This window comes from Collinsella sp. BIOML-A6 (assembly GCF_009875845.1).
In the GTDB taxonomy this organism is placed as follows: Bacteria; Actinomycetota; Coriobacteriia; order Coriobacteriales; family Coriobacteriaceae; genus Collinsella; species Collinsella aerofaciens_H.
The window spans coordinates 12958-27618 of the sequence record NZ_WWSL01000014.1 but is presented as its reverse complement, the minus strand read 5'-3'; the positions used below and the strand labels follow the sequence as shown (position 1 = coordinate 27618).

The window sequence follows — 14661 nt, the reverse complement described above, 5'->3', positions numbered from 1 at the left end:
GCAGTCTCTTGTCGCAACGCAAAAAGGGCGCCCGCGCAAATGCGGACGCCCTTGTGCAGGGTCGAGATATCAACCAGCCAAGATATCGGACCCGTGACCAGCTCTTAGTAGTCGAACTGGTGGTAGTAGCGGCGGTACTTGAGGTTGTGCTTGGTGACCAGCTCGTAGTTGCGCGCGAGGCGGTCGGTGGTCAGCACGGACAGGATCCAGGGGGACACGATGACGCGGAAGTCGTCGTCCAGGCCCGGGATCGCGTACTCGGCGGTGTCGATGATGACGTAGTCCTCGTCGCCGGTCACGCCGCTGGTGAGGAAGGCGCGGACGCGCTCGTCGAGGGCGCGGCACTCGTCCTCTCCCATGAACAGGAACACCGGGACGCCGGGCTCGAGCAGCTCGAGCGTGCCGTGGAAGAAGTCGTGCGAGGTGATGTGGCGGATGCGCTTCCACTGCATCTCCTCGAGCAGGCACATGGAGTACAGGATGGTCTCGCCCCACAGCGCGCCCGAGCCGATGAACATGGTGTAGTCGGCCAGCGCGTACTTCCTGGCGAGCTCCTCGGCGCGCGGCTCGAAGCGCTTGCGGATGTCGAGCATGTCCTTCCAGACGTCCTTCGTCTGCTCGATGAACAGGTCGAACTTGGGGAAGCAGCCGCGGCGGTTGAGCAGGCGCAGGCCGAAGCAGTCGGCGAGGTAGTAGCCCTTCTCGCAGCCGCCGGCGCCGTGGTCGGAGGCCATCATGACGCAGTTCTCGGCGCCCACGGCCTGCCCGATCTTGCCCTCGGGGTTGGTCATGGCGAAGACGCGCACGCCCATCTCCCTCATCTTGCCGACGGCCTCGAGCACCTCGGGGGTGGTGCCGGACTCGGAGGCGGTCAGCACGACGGACCTGTCGGTCATGCGCTTGTGGCCCATGACGTTCCACTCGGCGGCGTGGATCAGGTAGACCTCGAGGTCGCGGTCGCCGAACTTGTTCATGAGGTACTCGAGCTGCATGAACTCGTCCCAGGTGCCGCCGACGCCCATCAGGAAGACGGCGTCGTAGCCCTCCTCGTGCACGCGGTCGGCCAGGGCGGTCATCTTCTTGCCGGCCTCGTAGACGTTCCTGCCGTCCTCGAGGTAGCCCTCCTGGTCGAAGTGCATGATCTCGATCTTCTCGGTCTCCTTCATTCCCGCTCCTTTCACGAGCAGTTTGAATTGTCGCACGGAATGAACGGGCTTGCCGCCCCGTCGCACCGCTTAACCTTGTGGACATCTTGGCCCCAAGCTCAACAATTCAAAGGTTCTTAATACCAGTGAACGATTACAGGTTAGCCGTTTTTAATACCGATTTTATGATTTCATCCTCCCCTCTCGGTAGACGGTCAGTTTTTGCCGCTCATCGGTCAAGCGACATATATCCGTAAAAACGAGCGCCCCCGCCATGCGCAGGGACGCTCTAGACGCTAATAGTTGTAGGTATATCCGCCGGCGTCGCCGCGGGTAAAAGACTTGGCATGCTCGATTGCCTGCCCACTCGAGTCATAGGTCAGGCCTTCCAGCACGAGCGCCAGATCGCCCGGCTCAAGATTGAGCAAACTCGCATCGCGTGCGCCCAGCGCCTCGATATCGAGTTTCTCTACCGACTGATCTGGCTTGCGTCCCAACATATCGTAGGTCTCGAACAGGCTGAAGACCGAAATGTCCACGTCTTCGATGCCCGGAAACAGCAGGCACGGAATCAGTGTCATCTCGATCGATACGGGCTCACCATCGATGCAGTTGAGGCGGCGCACCGAGTAAAGCAGATCGTCCTCGGCGATGCCAAACAAGTCGGCATAATACGGGCCGGCGTAGCGTTTGGAGCGCGCCAGGATGCGCACCGACGGCGTCGCGCCCGATGCCAAAACCGACTGGCGGAAGCCGCCCTTGCGTTCGTGCTCGTCAAACCACTTGTGTCCCACAAAGGCGCCTTTGCCCTGCACGCGACGAATCTGGCCACTTTTGACCAGCTCGTCCATGGCGCTTCGGATTGTCAGGCGTGTCGTGCCAAACTCCTCGGCCAGCTCGTTTTCGGACGGAATCATCGAGCCCGTCGGGTAGTCGCCGCGCTCGATTCGCTCCGCAATGCAGCGGCGAATTTGCTTGTAAACCGGCAAGTCTTCTACTGCATCAGCCATTCGACACCTACCTTCGTCGCAACGCCGTCTGCCTCGCCGTTATCGGCAAAACGATACTTGGTCGGCAAAATCACGGACTTGCAATACTCGACAAAGCCATCGTTCTCGTCACGCTCGTGCGAAGCTTTGTAAAACACCGGCGTGCCCTCCTGAGCGCCCAGCAACTTGGCCTCGTCGGCGTTCAGACGGCTGATGGAAATATGCTCCTTGCCGTGCGCCACATGGACATTCCCCTCTTTGAGCAAAACGTCGTAGAGGCTTTCCTGCTCAAAATCGTGATCGGGAAGCGAGGGGCACAAAGACAGATTGACGTGAGCCGTCTCAATCGACGCCGGGGAACCATTAACCACGCGCACACGTCGAATGCAGAAGAGCGGTGTACCCAGGTCGATCTGGGCTTTTTGGGCCAGATCGATATCGGCGTACACGACCTTGGACCAAACCAAGCGTGCGGTCGACTTTGAGCCAACCCTCTCCACCGCCTGCGTATAGTTCCATGTTTCCTGAAAGATATTCAGCGGTTTGGGAGGACACACATAGGTGCCCGAACCGCGGCGGCTTTCCAAAGTTCCGCACGAAATAAGACGCGTGATCGCAGCGCGCAACGCCGTGCGCGACACGCCCAGCTCTTCACAGAGCACACGCTCGGCGGGCAGCCGGTCACCACCCTGCAGGTCATAATGTTTGATATACCAAAGAATGCCCTCAAAGGCGCGATCTTTGGGCGGAATCGCATACGGTTCACTCGACATGGGCAAGGCTCCTCAACCGCTTGATGCTGCGGGCATCATTGCTCCGGACGCCCCATGGCGTCGAAGGCTTCTTTGATCTGCTCCGCAACGTTCCGATACGATCGATATAGGCCGGAGTCTCGCTTGACTTCGCCCGCGGTCACCGGAATCTCAAGCTTCGAAATCTCATCCTTGCCGGTTTGCACGGCAACGATGACACCCATACCAAGGCACATATTACGCTTGGCAGCGTTGTTTTTGGTAGCCTGAGCTGGATTAATCAAAATCTGCTGAGCTAGTTCGCGCTTGCTAACCTCCGGCACATCCTCGGGATTTCCGGTCTCGACAATCTCGCACTGCAGCACGTCCGCATAGTCAAAAATCTTCGGCTCGCCGCCGCGCTGATGTACGGCCCATTTGCGATGCGTGGCATCCTGGTAGATAGCCGGCAAAAACGTAAACCGCGGCGGGTCCAAAATCGTATCCGTGATGGTAAACACATCGGGATCAAAGGCATCCTGCGGGTTTTTCTTCTTGAACAGCCCCATATCAGCCTCCCGTACTAGCATTAAACAACTCAACCTGAATATAGCACCAATTTCAAGCCGCCGCCTTACCCTATCGGTGCGCGGCGTCTATAGCTCGCCCAGCGGAAGAGTTCACGGACGAGGGCCGGGGTGCCTGCCTTGTTTTGAGAAGTGGACTCCGCGAACTTCTCAAAACAAGGCAGGCACCCCGGCCCCGCCGGCAAATAGCGGACACTCCGCATGCAATCTATGCAAACAAACAAGTACGCTTAGCTACATTCGGTAAGATCGAGCACGCTGCCCTTCACGATAAGCGCCGGCTCCAGAACGACTTCTTCGGCACGTCTACCGCCCCTACCGGCAAGGCGCTTGGACATGCAGCCAAAAGCATGCTCCGCGAGGATACCAGGATCCTGCTCAATCGCGGTCAGCGCCGGCTCAAAGAGAACGTCGGCGGCCGAGTTGTCGTAACTCACCACCGAAATGTCGCCCGGAATGCTCTTCCCCATCTCGTGTAAGCGCTTGAGCAGACCAAGGGCAATGTTGTCCGAGCTTGCAAATACGGCGGTGGCGTCGGTCGCGAGCACCGCCTCCGAGGCCTCGTAGGCACTCGGAATGTAGTACTCGCTCTCAAACTCCAAACGCGCGTCGATAGGCAAGCCAACCTCGCGCAGCGCGCGCTCATAGCCGGCAAGTCGCTTACGCCCCGTATTGGAACGGCGCGCGTTAACCAAGCAGGCAATGCGACGGTGGCCCTGCTCGATCAGATAGCGAGTGGCCATGTAGCCACCCATCTCGTGGTCGAACATCACCTTGTCGCACTCGAGCCCCTCAATGGCACGGTCGACCATTACGGCCGGGATGGGCAGGTGGCTGACTTCTTCGCGCAGGGCGCGGTCGTCGGAGAACTCGTCGCCCACGACCAGGAAGACGCCATCAACGCCGCGCGTCACCAGCTGGCGCAGCAGCTCCAGATCGTCATCGGCGCTTCCACCCGAGCTGGTAATGAAGAGTGCATAGCCATCCTCGCGGCAGCGCTTTTCCAGGCTACCGGCGAGCGAGGCAAAAAAGCGGCTCTCGATGTTAGGGACGATAAGGCCCAGCGTGCGCGACTCGCGCATGACCAAACTACGCGCAATCTGGTTAGGAACATAGTGGTTGCGCGCCGCGACCTCCTTGATGAGTTTGCGGTTTTCTTCCGAGATGCGACAGGGCCGATTATTGAGCACAAGCGAGACCGACGAGGGGGAAAGCCCCACCTCCTGGGCGATCTGCTTGAGGGTGACTTTGTTGGCCATCTCGCTCCTTCCGGGTTTACGCGCAATCTCTTGAAAGTATAGCGACTACCCCTCTACCTCGGTGATAAACACTTTACCAATCCGGTAGACGGCTGTTTTATCGCCGTCAGCGCACCAAATCCGTCCGGGTGGGGTATATTGCAATCGATTGATGACGACGACCACCAAAAGGCGGATATTCATATGCACGAGAACGACTTTTTTAACGAGGACCTGCTGTGCGCGCTCGCTGGCGTTGCCGGCGAGGACAACGTGTTGATGAGCGAGCCCATGCGCGAGCACACCACGTTTAAGATCGGCGGCCCGGCCGACGTCTTTGTCACGCCCGATACCGAGCAGGGCCTCGTCGCCACGCTCGATACCTGCTATCGCTGCGACCTGCCGCTTACCATCGTGGGCAACGGCTCCGACCTGCTTGTCGGCGACAAGGGCATCCGCGGCGTCGTCGTGGCGCTGGGCGAAGGCCTCTCCGACATTACGGTCGACGGCACGCACGTCACGGCGGCAGCCGGCGCCTTGCTTTCCGATGTCGCCGCGGCGGCAGCCGAGGCCGGCCTCACCGGCATGGAGCCCATCTCGGGCATCCCCGGATCGGTCGGCGGCGCCTGCTACATGAACGCCGGTGCCTACGGTGCCTGCATGGCCGATGTGCTAGAGTCCGTGCGCGTCTACAAACCCGCTCGCCAGCTCGACGACGGCACCCGCGGCAGCGGCAACATCATCGAATTCGATGCCGACGAACTCAACCTGGGCTATCGCAAGAGCCGCATCGCCGACGACGGCTTTATCGTGCTTTCGGCCACTTTCAATCTCGCCCCGGGCAACGCCGCGATGATCAAGGCCGACATGGACGACTACCGCCAGCGCCGCGAGGACAAGCAGCCGCTCGACATGCCGAGTGCCGGCTCCACCTTCAAGCGCCCCGAGGGCCACTTTGCCGGTAAGCTCATCATGGACGCCGGCCTGCGCGGTCACGCTGTCGGCGGCGCCCAGGTGAGCGAGAAACACTGCGGCTTCATCGTCAACGCCGACCACGCCACCGCCACCGACGTCGACGAACTCATCCGCGACATCCAAGCCAAAGTCAAAGAGCAGTTCGACGTAGACCTAGAACCCGAAGTCCACCGAGTAGGCGAATTTTTATAAAAAGAAGGCCCCGAAAGGGGCCTTCACCATATTTATTCAGATAACCCAGTCCGGTGTGTCGCGCTCAGGACCCGAGAGGGCCGGGACAGTCCGAGGGGCATAAGGTTGATCGCGAGTTCCGCACGAGCCGGAGAGCACTTAATGTGCTCTCCGTGCGAGCAGGACTGCCCGAGCAGGCAACCTTATGCCTCTCGGACTGTCCCGGACCAAGCCGCAGCTACGACAGCGCAATACCGCCGAGCCAGCCCCAACGCACGCCAGAGCCAGTACCATAGAAGCTAATAAACGAATCAAGCGACTTAGACGTAATGGCGCCCTCGTTGCTCATAACGATGCCGCCGCCAACGTAAATACCCACATGACCGTAGATAAGGCCCGGAGCACCCGTGCCGCTATGCGATGAGTCGGCCACGATCATGCCCACCTGCAGCGCCGAGCGGTCGGAGCTATAGCACCATGCGTTAAACATATCGCACGCGTTACCGCCAAAGTAACCAACGCCGGCATTACGGAAGACATTGGTAACCCACGCCGCGCACCAGTTCTGACCCGGCGAAGGCGTGGAGTAGCACGCGTTGACGACAGCCTGCTGCTTGCCCGAGCCGGCGTTCTGTTGCGGAGTTCCGGGCGCATACGATCCGCCGCCCGAGCTTGAACCACCCGAGTAGGAATTGTTCTTGTTTGCGGCGGCCGCGGCAGCGGCAGCCTTCTTGGCAGCCTCCTCGGCCTGGGCGGCAGCGAGAATCTCGGAATCGCGCTGGGCCATGAGCTCCTTGACATCGTCGGAGAGGCCGTTCAGAACCGTCTGGACCTCCTGCTGCTTGGCCTGCATGTCCTGCATCTGAGCAGTCTGCTGGTCCTTGAGCTTCTCCAAGTCGGCCTTTTGCGACTCGAGCTCGGACTTCTGTGTATCGAGCTCTTTCTGAATGGTCTGGATGTCCTCGATGGCGTCACGGTCGCTCTTGTTGATCTTCTCGACGTAATGCGCGTTGGCGACGAGCTCCTCAAACGAGCCAGAAGCGAGCAGCAACGACAGGATATTGGTACCGCCCGACTTGTAGCTTGCCGCCACGCGATCGGAAAGGTCGTTACGCTTCCTCTTGAGCTCCGACTTTTTGGTGTCGATCTGCTCCTGGGTGTCGTCGATCTGACCCTGCACGCCTTCGATATCGTTGAGGGTCTGGGCATTCTTGTTGGCGAGCGTCGCGTACTCATTAGCGATGCTGTCGAGCTGAGCCTGGACCTCGTCGAGCTGGGCCTGGGCGGCATTCAGTTTGTCGGTGGTTTCTTGGCTGGCCTCAGCCGCATGGGCGCGGGCGGGCAGGCCAAAAAGAACAGCCGCGGAAGCGGCGCCGAAAAGAGCCTTAAGGGCAGTGCGGCGCGAAAGCTCCTGCGTAAAAATGGAATCGTTGTTCGGTGACATATGTACTCCGTTACATGCTTATTTATATGTCGCTCAACTCAAACATATTAACGCACATCGCGCTTGTCCCAACTATTTCCACGAACGGCTGGAAAAGCATGGTCAGCGGCTCGCAAATACGTCCCACACCAAAGGTAAGGATTATGCAAATAACACCCTATGAGTACGTTAACATCAATCCTCTGGTTTTCCTGACCCGCGTGTTTTGGGCGCGCCCAGCTGCGCTATACTCCCCTCAAGAAGTGTTCCTGATTCGATAGGAGACTACATGTCCAAAGCACTCGACCCCAAAGACACCTGCGTCCTCGTTACCGGCGGCGCCGGCTTTATCGGCTCGCACACCGTCGTTCAGCTGCTCGAGGGTGGCTACCAGGTTGTCGTCGTCGATGACCTCTCCAACTCCAGCGCCGTTGCCATCGACCGCGTCAAGACCATCGTGGGCGACGAGGCCGCCAAGAACCTCACCTTCTACGAGGCCAACGTGCTCGACCGCGATGCAATGGACAAGATCTTCGATACCCACCAGATCGACCGTGTCATCCACTTCGCCGGCTTTAAGGCCGTTGGCGAGTCGGTGAGCAAGCCCGTCGAGTACTACCACAACAATATCGAGAACACCCTGGTGCTCATTGACGTCATGCGCAACCATGGCTGCAAGTCCATCATCTTCTCGAGCTCCTCGACCGTCTACGGCGATCCGGACAATCCGCCCGTCACCGAGGAAGACCCCAAGAAGCCCGCGACCAACCCCTACGGTTGGACCAAGTGGATGATCGAGCAGATCCTTATGGACGTCCACACCGCCGACCCCGAGTGGGACGTCGTGCTGCTCCGTTATTTCAATCCCATCGGCGCCCATCCGTCGGGTCTGATCGGCGAGGATCCCAAGGGTATCCCCAACAACCTGGTGCCTTACGTCGCCCAGGTCGCCGTCGGTAAGCTCGAGGCCGTTCAGGTCTTTGGCAACGATTACCCCACCCCCGACGGCACCGGTGTTCGCGACTACATCCACGTGTGCGACCTGGCATCTGGTCACGTGGCCGCCCTCAACTGGATGAACGGCAAGACCGGCGTCGAGATCTTTAACCTGGGCACCGGCACCGGCACCTCGGTACTCGAGGTCGTCGCCGCCTTCTCCAAGGCCTGCGGCAAGGAGCTGCCCTACGTGATCCGCGAGCGCCGCGCCGGCGACATCGCCGCCAACTGGTGCGATGCCTCCAAGGCCGAGCGCATGATGGGTTGGAAGGCCCAGTACGACATCGCGGATATGTGCCGCGACAGCTGGAATTGGCAGAGCCATAACCCCAACGGCTTCGCCGACGCCGAGTAGCCGATCTGCCGCGGTAGATTTTAAGGCGTGTCCCAGAAATCTACTGGCCCTGGTCTCCAATACGAGACCAGGGCCTTTTTTCAATGCGCGCACGTAGTTTTTTGATACCGGCAAAATGCGTGTTGTTGATGGTAATAAACAGACAGAGCGAGAGATAGAAGCCCTGGATAAAGGGAATCGCGAACCCGGTCATAAACGTCAGGTACGTAGGCAGCATAAAGAGCGGCCACCAGCGCTTGAATACTTTGCCCTTTTACTGACTTGCCCAATACGCTAATTAGCTAGTCGTTTGAACAAGTATTTACTAGAGTGTTAGAAAATAATCAGTGAATGACGATTGTAATTCATTGCTTGACAATTATTGCCTAAACAATCATAAAGAAAGTTTTACAGAAAAAGCACCTTCTCAAGCCGATTTGACATCGATTTGAGAAGGTGCTTTCGCGTTGAGCGGACGACCCGTGCGAGCCGGTTACCTATCGCTTGGAATTGACGCGGTAATGGAAGATCTCGGGGTGCGTACGGGCGTGTGTCACCTCAAACAAGATGCCATCCGAGGTGTACGACTGGCTCTCCATGACGGCAACGCAGTTGTATTTGCCAAGGTCAAGATAGCTGCAGTCCTCATCGTTGGCGAGCTCGACACTCACCGTACGACGGCTCGCCATCACTTTGACGCCGCACTTGTGCTCCAGATAGCTGTAGAGAGAATCCGCCGCGATCTCGGGGGTCAGACCCTTGGCGATCGACGCCAAAAAATAGCCATGGTCCACTTGACGCGCGCTGCCGTTGAGGCTTCGGACACGCACTACGCGAATCAGCTCCTCACCCACCTTAAAACCCAAGCGACGAGAGAGTTGCTCGGTGCAAATTAGATGTTCAAAGGACTTAACGTCCGTCGAAGCAACGGCATGGTTGCGCTTTGCAAACTCACCAAACGACTCGACTTCTTCGAGCGTGCCCAGCATGTCGGTTTCGCCCTTGAGCCAAATAACGCGCACGCCCTTGCCGTGTATGGGCTGCACAAACATCTCATCGGCCAGCATGCTCAAAGCGCGACGGACGGTATTGCGCGTGCAGCCAAACTCAGCGGTTAGCTCGGCCTCGGTTGGCAGCATCTCCTGAAACGCATAGGCCCCATTAATGATGCGCGAGCGAATTTCTCGGTAGATTCCCTCGTATATCGCTTTCGGCATTGTTTCACCTCTATTTTTTCATTTCTGGATAGGCACGATAACATTTCTCAAAGTTGTTCAAACCGATTATCGGTAAAGCGACAGCATTTAACCGTTGACGGTTTCTGCCGTGCCTAAATCGGTTCGCTCAAAACTGCCGGCACGACCATCGTCCCCTCGACGAGCTTGCGCCCTGGGCCGGTTTCACCGCCACCGGCTGGATCAAGCTCTTTGGCCTTCTTGCTATCGCCGTGGCCATGAACTTCTTGGGCGTCGTCGGCATCTTCTCGTGCGGCTTTATGGAAATGGCCGCCTTCAGGTTTATCCCGCTCATGCAGACTCATGCCGGCCCCTACCTTTTGGCGCTCGGAATCGGACTCATCTTTAGCGCCATCTTCTTTCTGGGCTTTCGAGGTCTTAGCCTGCCCTTTGACCTTAAACCCCGGGGCCGAGGACCATATTGCCAGCAACACGGCGCTCTCGCGCTTGACGGGAGACGACGTCGCCAAAAAGCATGGCGATATCTGCTTCTCCGACATCGACGGCACACTCGCCTGGCAAGATCCCAAACTTGTCCAAGAGCTCCACGAGGGAGAGCAAGACCTTTCTCCCTATCCCAACGAGACGGTTGCACAGGCAATTCGCACGTTTGTCGCCAACGGCAACAAAGCCCTTATCTGCACGGGGCGCACCCGCCGCTGCATCCATCCCAAGCTGCTCGAGCTGCCGTGGGCTGGCGTCGTGTGCCTCGCGGGCGGTTACGCCGATCTCGAGGTCACTGAAGTCTCGCCTCGCAAGTGCACCAAACGGGCCGGAATCAGGGCCGTACTTGACGCCCCAATGTGGCAATATGTTGTCTGCATAATGCAACGATGCGATCTAAGAAAGAATGCGAGAGCCTGTGTCCAGTCCGTTTACCAGCTTTTTAGCCCAGCATTTTGACCAGATTAACGACTATCTGGCCACGTTCTTTGACGGACAGGCGACCTCTGCCGATATCGAGCGCTACCTGTATACCCCACTCTCGGCATTTACGGCCAATGCCGGCAAGCGTCACCGCCCGCTTATCTGCATGCTCGCCGCCACCGCGGTAGGTGGCAGCTTTGAGAGCGCCCGCAGCGCCGCGGCGGCCATCGAGCATTTCCAGTCGGGTGCGCTTATCCACGACGACATCGCCGATAACGGGCAGCTGCGCCGCGGCAAGCCCTGCATACACCTCACCGAGGGCACGGGGCTTGCCATCAACTGCGGCGACCTCGCGCTCACCATGGTCACCAAGACGGTTCTCGACGATCCCACGCTTGAGCCCAGCATAAAGCTACGCGTACTCCACGAGCTTACCGAGATGATCGTCCGCACCATCGAGGGCCAGGCGCTCGACTTGGGCTGGGTCCGTGACGCACGCTTCGACATCTCGGTCGACGATTACCTGGACATGGCAACGCACAAGACCGCGTATTACAGCGGAGCCACGCCGCTTGCCACCGGAGCCATCATTGGCGGAGGCAGCGAGGAGCAAATTGAGGCGCTGCGCGCCTTTGGCCTGCACACCGGCCTTGCCTTCCAAATTCAAGACGACCTGCTCAACCTTGTCGGCACCAAGGAGGCCGCCAACAAGGACTTCCGCACCGACATCACCGAGGGTAAGCGCACGCTCGTTGCCGTGCACGCCCTGTCTGATGAGTGCTATCACGACGAGATTGAAGCGATTCTCTCCTCGGGCACCGAGGACCCCGCGCAGCTCGCGCGCGCCGTGGAAATCTTCCAGGAGACCGGCTCTATCGATTACGCCCACGCCTACGCGCTGGACCTGACCGCCAAAGCCAAGGCCGCCATCGAGGACGTTTCGCTCGACCCGCATGCACGCGAACTGTTCCTCTCCATGGCAGATTTCTTTGTGGAGCGGCTCAACTAGCGAGGGGGTGCAAAACCTGTCGGCAGCGCATTTGGGTACAAGTTGCTACACTGTTGAATGTATGTTTATGCATCCCTTTGCGTCGTCTATCCGACAGGCGCTCAAATAATACGAATGATACGCCGAAAGGGGTTCGTTCATGGAACCTATTACAACGGGCATGCAGGGAGCAGCCGTCGAGGACGTGCAGTCTCGTCTCCTGCAGCTCGGCTACACGATTGATGCCACCGAGGTCGCCGACAAGCACTTTGGTGCTACCACCGAGCAGGCCGTTAGCACCTTTAGGCTCGACAGCGGTCTTGCCGCCGGTCACGCCGTCGATATCCCCTGTTGGAGCGCCCTTGTAGACGCTTCGTATAAGCTGGGCGACCGCACTCTCTACCTGCGTATGCCCAATTTCCATGGCGCCGACGTGCAGGCCCTGCAGAGGGCGCTCAACGTTTTGGGCTTTGCCTGCGGCGAGGACGATGGCTACTTTGGCCCTCACACCGAGGCGGCCCTTCATCAGTTTCAGGAAAATGTCGGTCTGTTTGCCGACGGAATGGCGTTCCAGGATACCTACGCCTATATCAACCGCCTGCACCACGTGTGGGAGGGTAAACCTTCGGTGACCGAGGCCGAATCGCGCATCGGCTTTGCCCGCGCGGCCAACGTGCTCGAGCGTTTCCAGATTGCCGTCATTGGCGAGGACCCCATCGCGCGCAGCGTAGCATCGCGCATGTGGAACATCGCCACGGCGACGACCGACAGCAGCGGTATGATGCTTTGCGACTCCGAGATTCCGACCGATGTCGACCTGGTGCTCGAGATCGCAAGCGATGAGCTACCCGCCGACACTGCTCCGCGCGCCACGATTGCCCTCGCCGAGTGCCACAACCTGGCCCAGCGCATCCGCACCGCCAATGTCGCCGCGCAGCAAAAGCCGGCACGCATCCGTATTGAGCTCACCGGCATGACGCGCTACAACGGCACCTTCACTGCCAGCGACGCCCAGACGCTCGCGGTACGTCTGCTCGATGGCGTTTGCGATGCCTTCGCAGATTAGGTAAACTAGACGAGTTGCTTTTGGCAACATCACACATTGGGACGTAGTTCAACGGTAGAACTCCGGTTTTTGGTGCCGGCTGTTGGGGGTTCGAATCCCTCCGTCCCAGCCCCAATAACATAGCGCTCCAGGCTCTTATGAACCCGGAGCGCTTTTTCGTTGGCATGCGGAGGGATGCGAACCCGCAGGGGTGCGGCCGCCGAAAAGGCGGACGCGGAATCCAGCCAAACCGGCACTTAGGGACGTTCCTAAACTGCCGGCACTAAAGGGACGTCCCTAAGTGCCGGCCATCAACATCGTGCCGTGCGTCTCCGTCGGGCCGGGCATCACATTACAGACCAAGCGACCATTTCCATGCGGGAATGACCTCGATGACGCCATGCTCCGTTTCAATCTGGGTCGCCTCGCGCAGCGTGATGATATTGGCATCCTTGATACCGGTTTTTGCCATAGCAACCTCAAGGGAACCGACTTCACGCCTGCGCGTCTTCTCTGCCGTCATATCGACTGTCACCTGGTAGAGCGCGTATGGTTCCGATGCCAAAGCGTCGCCGACCAAGAAATCGACTTTTTCTCGCGCTTGCGTTGGAGCCGTAAACGAAGTCACCGTTTCCAACCGGCCGTTTGCCGTGCGGCGCATGAGTTCAGCATAAATCGCTGTCTCCAAGCGCTTTCCTAAATCCTGTTGATTGGCGCGCGATGTTGCATATGCCATTCCCTGATCGACGGCATAGACTTTATCCGTCGTCGTTGTCTTAGGAGCCAAAGAAGTTGAATACTCCGGAAGCAATCCAATGAGATGAGCCTGCTGAAACAAGCGAACGAGCTCGTTGATTTTTTCCCATGACGCTCGATATCCGACAGACTTTAAGGCATCCAATAAGCTGTTGACCGAAAGGCCGCAACCCGTGTTTCGAAGGCAGAAGAGCCCTACTTGGTTGGCAAGAGCGATATCCGTGCGCCCGCTCCGCTCGAGAATATCTCGTGCAACAACATCTCGCAAATAGGCTTGAAGCATCTGAATACGCGAACCGGCATCAAGCTCCTGAACCCCAGGAAAGCCACCCTCTATAAGATAACGGTCGTATGCCGAATCCAGATCAGTTCGCTGCCGCGGAGAAACAGCTGGAACCCCAGCACCGGCAGACATATCCGGTGTTTCAATGCGATGAAACGCACAATACTCGCGAAATGAAAGCGGATGCATAGCGTGCTCTTGCGAGCGACCGCGAAACTGCGTCGCTATTTCATCGGCAGATAGTTTTGAAGACGATCCGGTAATAACAAGCGTTACGCTCTCGTGCTCCGCCAAACGCTGGCAAACGCCCTGCCAGCCATCAGTCTCCTGCACCTCATCCAGAAAGAGATAACAGCCTTTCATTCGCGCCGAGGGAACCTGCCGCCAATACTCTTCTAAAATGTCGCTCATGAGCGTGTCCGGCGCCGGTCGAAGACGGTCATCAGCAAAATTGAAATAGAAGATACGCTCGGCATCGACACCGCGATCGATAAGGCGACGAATCCATTGAAACGCATAGAACGTTTTGCCGCAGCGCCTGATACCCGTGATGATATGAACAAGATTGAACGGCTTTGGATCGGGAAGATTTCCGATGACATCATCGCGATGAATGACATGAGGAATCTCAAAGGCACGAGCCTCAGCAACCATCTCCGCAATACTCAAAGCAGTAGGGGCCATCATATACTCCTTTCGGTAGCTTGAGTATATAACTTCTCGTCCTGTACGAGAAGTTACAGCCAAAACTTCTCGTACAGGACGAGAAGTTAAGCAGATTTTCAGGCATATCCCAAAAATCTATCTTCAAAAGAGCGGCGCCCCAGGCCCATAACGACCAAGAGCGCCTTACATCAACAAATTCAGCCCCGTTCCGAAAAGCGAGCCGCATGTAACA

At 58.2% G+C, this 14661-nt stretch carries 15 protein-coding genes and 1 tRNA gene; 6 read left to right on the top strand and 10 right to left on the bottom strand.

Features of this window, described 5'->3' with window-relative positions; all coding sequences use genetic code 11:
- Positions 1-104 precede the first annotated feature (104 nt).
- From GT495_RS06080 to GT495_RS06060, 5 genes are all read right to left on the bottom strand, one after another.
- Positions 105-1166 carry an SIS domain-containing protein gene (locus GT495_RS06080; RefSeq protein WP_117770657.1) on the bottom strand — a complete coding sequence of 354 codons (1062 nt, stop codon included), beginning with the start codon at positions 1164-1166 and terminating at the stop codon, positions 105-107.
- A gap of 275 nt (positions 1167-1441) precedes the next feature.
- On the bottom strand, positions 1442-2155 hold the full coding sequence (locus GT495_RS06075; protein ID WP_006235877.1) for a GntR family transcriptional regulator: 714 nt from the start codon (positions 2153-2155) through the stop codon (positions 1442-1444).
- Positions 2140-2907 carry a GntR family transcriptional regulator gene (locus GT495_RS06070; protein WP_161161966.1) on the bottom strand — a complete coding sequence of 256 codons (768 nt, stop codon included), beginning with the start codon at positions 2905-2907 and terminating at the stop codon, positions 2140-2142. Before GT495_RS06070 ends, GT495_RS06075 begins: the two co-directional genes overlap by 16 nt.
- A gap of 35 nt (positions 2908-2942) precedes the next feature.
- Entirely contained in the window at positions 2943-3434 is a 492-nt protein-coding gene (locus GT495_RS06065; RefSeq protein ID WP_161161967.1) for a hypothetical protein, read from the bottom strand.
- Between the two features lie 248 nt (positions 3435-3682).
- Positions 3683-4711: a LacI family DNA-binding transcriptional regulator gene (locus tag GT495_RS06060; protein ID WP_055310491.1), complete on the bottom strand. Its 1029-nt coding sequence runs from the start codon at positions 4709-4711 to the stop codon at positions 3683-3685.
- Between the two features lie 183 nt (positions 4712-4894).
- On the opposite strand from GT495_RS06060, the gene murB reads away from it, so the two are divergent.
- Positions 4895-5857, top strand: a complete 963-nt coding sequence (murB, locus tag GT495_RS06055; RefSeq protein WP_161161969.1) for a UDP-N-acetylmuramate dehydrogenase — start codon at positions 4895-4897, stop codon at positions 5855-5857.
- Positions 5858-6074: 217 nt separating this feature from the next.
- On the opposite strand, the gene GT495_RS06050 is transcribed toward murB, so the two are convergent.
- Positions 6075-7280: a hypothetical protein gene (locus tag GT495_RS06050; protein WP_161161970.1), complete on the bottom strand. Its 1206-nt coding sequence runs from the start codon at positions 7278-7280 to the stop codon at positions 6075-6077.
- 268 nt (positions 7281-7548) lie between these two features.
- Here GT495_RS06050 and galE point away from each other — a divergent pair, with 268 nt between their 5' ends.
- Positions 7549-8610, top strand: a complete 1062-nt coding sequence (galE, locus tag GT495_RS06045) for a UDP-glucose 4-epimerase GalE (RefSeq protein ID WP_161161971.1) — start codon at positions 7549-7551, stop codon at positions 8608-8610.
- 40 nt (positions 8611-8650) lie between these two features.
- On the opposite strand, the gene GT495_RS06040 is transcribed toward galE, so the two are convergent.
- The 3 genes from GT495_RS06040 to GT495_RS06030 all read right to left on the bottom strand — a co-directional run bounded on the left by GT495_RS06040 (position 8651) and on the right by GT495_RS06030 (position 10129).
- Positions 8651-8827 carry a hypothetical protein gene (locus tag GT495_RS06040; RefSeq protein ID WP_161161972.1) on the bottom strand — a complete coding sequence of 59 codons (177 nt, stop codon included), beginning with the start codon at positions 8825-8827 and terminating at the stop codon, positions 8651-8653.
- Positions 8828-9086: 259 nt separating this feature from the next.
- On the bottom strand, positions 9087-9806 hold the full coding sequence (locus GT495_RS06035) for a GntR family transcriptional regulator (RefSeq protein ID WP_156600228.1): 720 nt from the start codon (positions 9804-9806) through the stop codon (positions 9087-9089).
- A gap of 113 nt (positions 9807-9919) precedes the next feature.
- A complete protein-coding gene (locus tag GT495_RS06030) occupies positions 9920-10129 on the bottom strand; it encodes a hypothetical protein (protein ID WP_161161973.1) in 210 nt (69 codons plus the stop codon).
- 85 nt (positions 10130-10214) lie between these two features.
- Here GT495_RS06030 and GT495_RS06025 point away from each other — a divergent pair, with 85 nt between their 5' ends.
- The 4 genes from GT495_RS06025 (at position 10215) to GT495_RS06010 (ending at position 12854) form a co-directional block, all read left to right on the top strand.
- Complete coding sequence (locus tag GT495_RS06025; RefSeq protein ID WP_161161974.1) at positions 10215-10727, top strand: HAD hydrolase family protein; 513 nt, start codon at positions 10215-10217, stop codon at positions 10725-10727.
- Positions 10687-11700, top strand: coding sequence for a polyprenyl synthetase family protein (locus GT495_RS06020; protein WP_161161975.1), 1014 nt, complete (start codon positions 10687-10689; stop codon positions 11698-11700). The genes GT495_RS06025 and GT495_RS06020 overlap by 41 nt, the downstream gene beginning before the upstream one ends.
- Positions 11701-11839: 139 nt before the next feature.
- Complete coding sequence (locus GT495_RS06015; RefSeq protein ID WP_192924148.1) at positions 11840-12745, top strand: peptidoglycan-binding protein; 906 nt, start codon at positions 11840-11842, stop codon at positions 12743-12745.
- A 37-nt stretch (positions 12746-12782) separates the two neighbouring features.
- Positions 12783-12854 (top strand) — tRNA-Gln (locus tag GT495_RS06010).
- Positions 12855-13076: 222 nt separating this feature from the next.
- On the opposite strand, the gene GT495_RS06005 is transcribed toward GT495_RS06010, so the two are convergent.
- Positions 13077-14447, bottom strand: coding sequence for an ATP-binding protein (locus tag GT495_RS06005; RefSeq protein WP_161161976.1), 1371 nt, complete (start codon positions 14445-14447; stop codon positions 13077-13079).
- Positions 14448-14661 lie beyond the last annotated feature (214 nt).

What these genes read in the sequence shown, in the direction of transcription:
- GT495_RS06075 (WP_006235877.1), bottom strand. Translation starts at nt 2,155, where the DNA reads ATGGCTGATGCAGTAGAAGACTTGCCGGTTTACAAGCAAATTCGCCGC.
- GT495_RS06030 (WP_161161973.1), bottom strand. Translation starts at nt 10,129, where the DNA reads ATGAGTCTGCATGAGCGGGATAAACCTGAAGGCGGCCATTTCCATAAA.
- GT495_RS06065 (WP_161161967.1), bottom strand. Translation starts at nt 3,434, where the DNA reads ATGGGGCTGTTCAAGAAGAAAAACCCGCAGGATGCCTTTGATCCCGAT.
- murB (WP_161161969.1), top strand. Translation starts at nt 4,895, where the DNA reads ATGCACGAGAACGACTTTTTTAACGAGGACCTGCTGTGCGCGCTCGCT.
- GT495_RS06005 (WP_161161976.1), bottom strand. Translation starts at nt 14,447, where the DNA reads ATGGCCCCTACTGCTTTGAGTATTGCGGAGATGGTTGCTGAGGCTCGT.
- GT495_RS06050 (WP_161161970.1), bottom strand. Translation starts at nt 7,280, where the DNA reads ATGTCACCGAACAACGATTCCATTTTTACGCAGGAGCTTTCGCGCCGC.
- galE (WP_161161971.1), top strand. Translation starts at nt 7,549, where the DNA reads ATGTCCAAAGCACTCGACCCCAAAGACACCTGCGTCCTCGTTACCGGC.
- GT495_RS06080 (WP_117770657.1), bottom strand. Translation starts at nt 1,166, where the DNA reads ATGAAGGAGACCGAGAAGATCGAGATCATGCACTTCGACCAGGAGGGC.
- GT495_RS06035 (WP_156600228.1), bottom strand. Translation starts at nt 9,806, where the DNA reads ATGCCGAAAGCGATATACGAGGGAATCTACCGAGAAATTCGCTCGCGC.
- GT495_RS06040 (WP_161161972.1), bottom strand. Translation starts at nt 8,827, where the DNA reads ATGCTGCCTACGTACCTGACGTTTATGACCGGGTTCGCGATTCCCTTT.
- GT495_RS06015 (WP_192924148.1), top strand. Translation starts at nt 11,840, where the DNA reads ATGGAACCTATTACAACGGGCATGCAGGGAGCAGCCGTCGAGGACGTG.
- GT495_RS06070 (WP_161161966.1), bottom strand. Translation starts at nt 2,907, where the DNA reads ATGTCGAGTGAACCGTATGCGATTCCGCCCAAAGATCGCGCCTTTGAG.
- GT495_RS06060 (WP_055310491.1), bottom strand. Translation starts at nt 4,711, where the DNA reads ATGGCCAACAAAGTCACCCTCAAGCAGATCGCCCAGGAGGTGGGGCTT.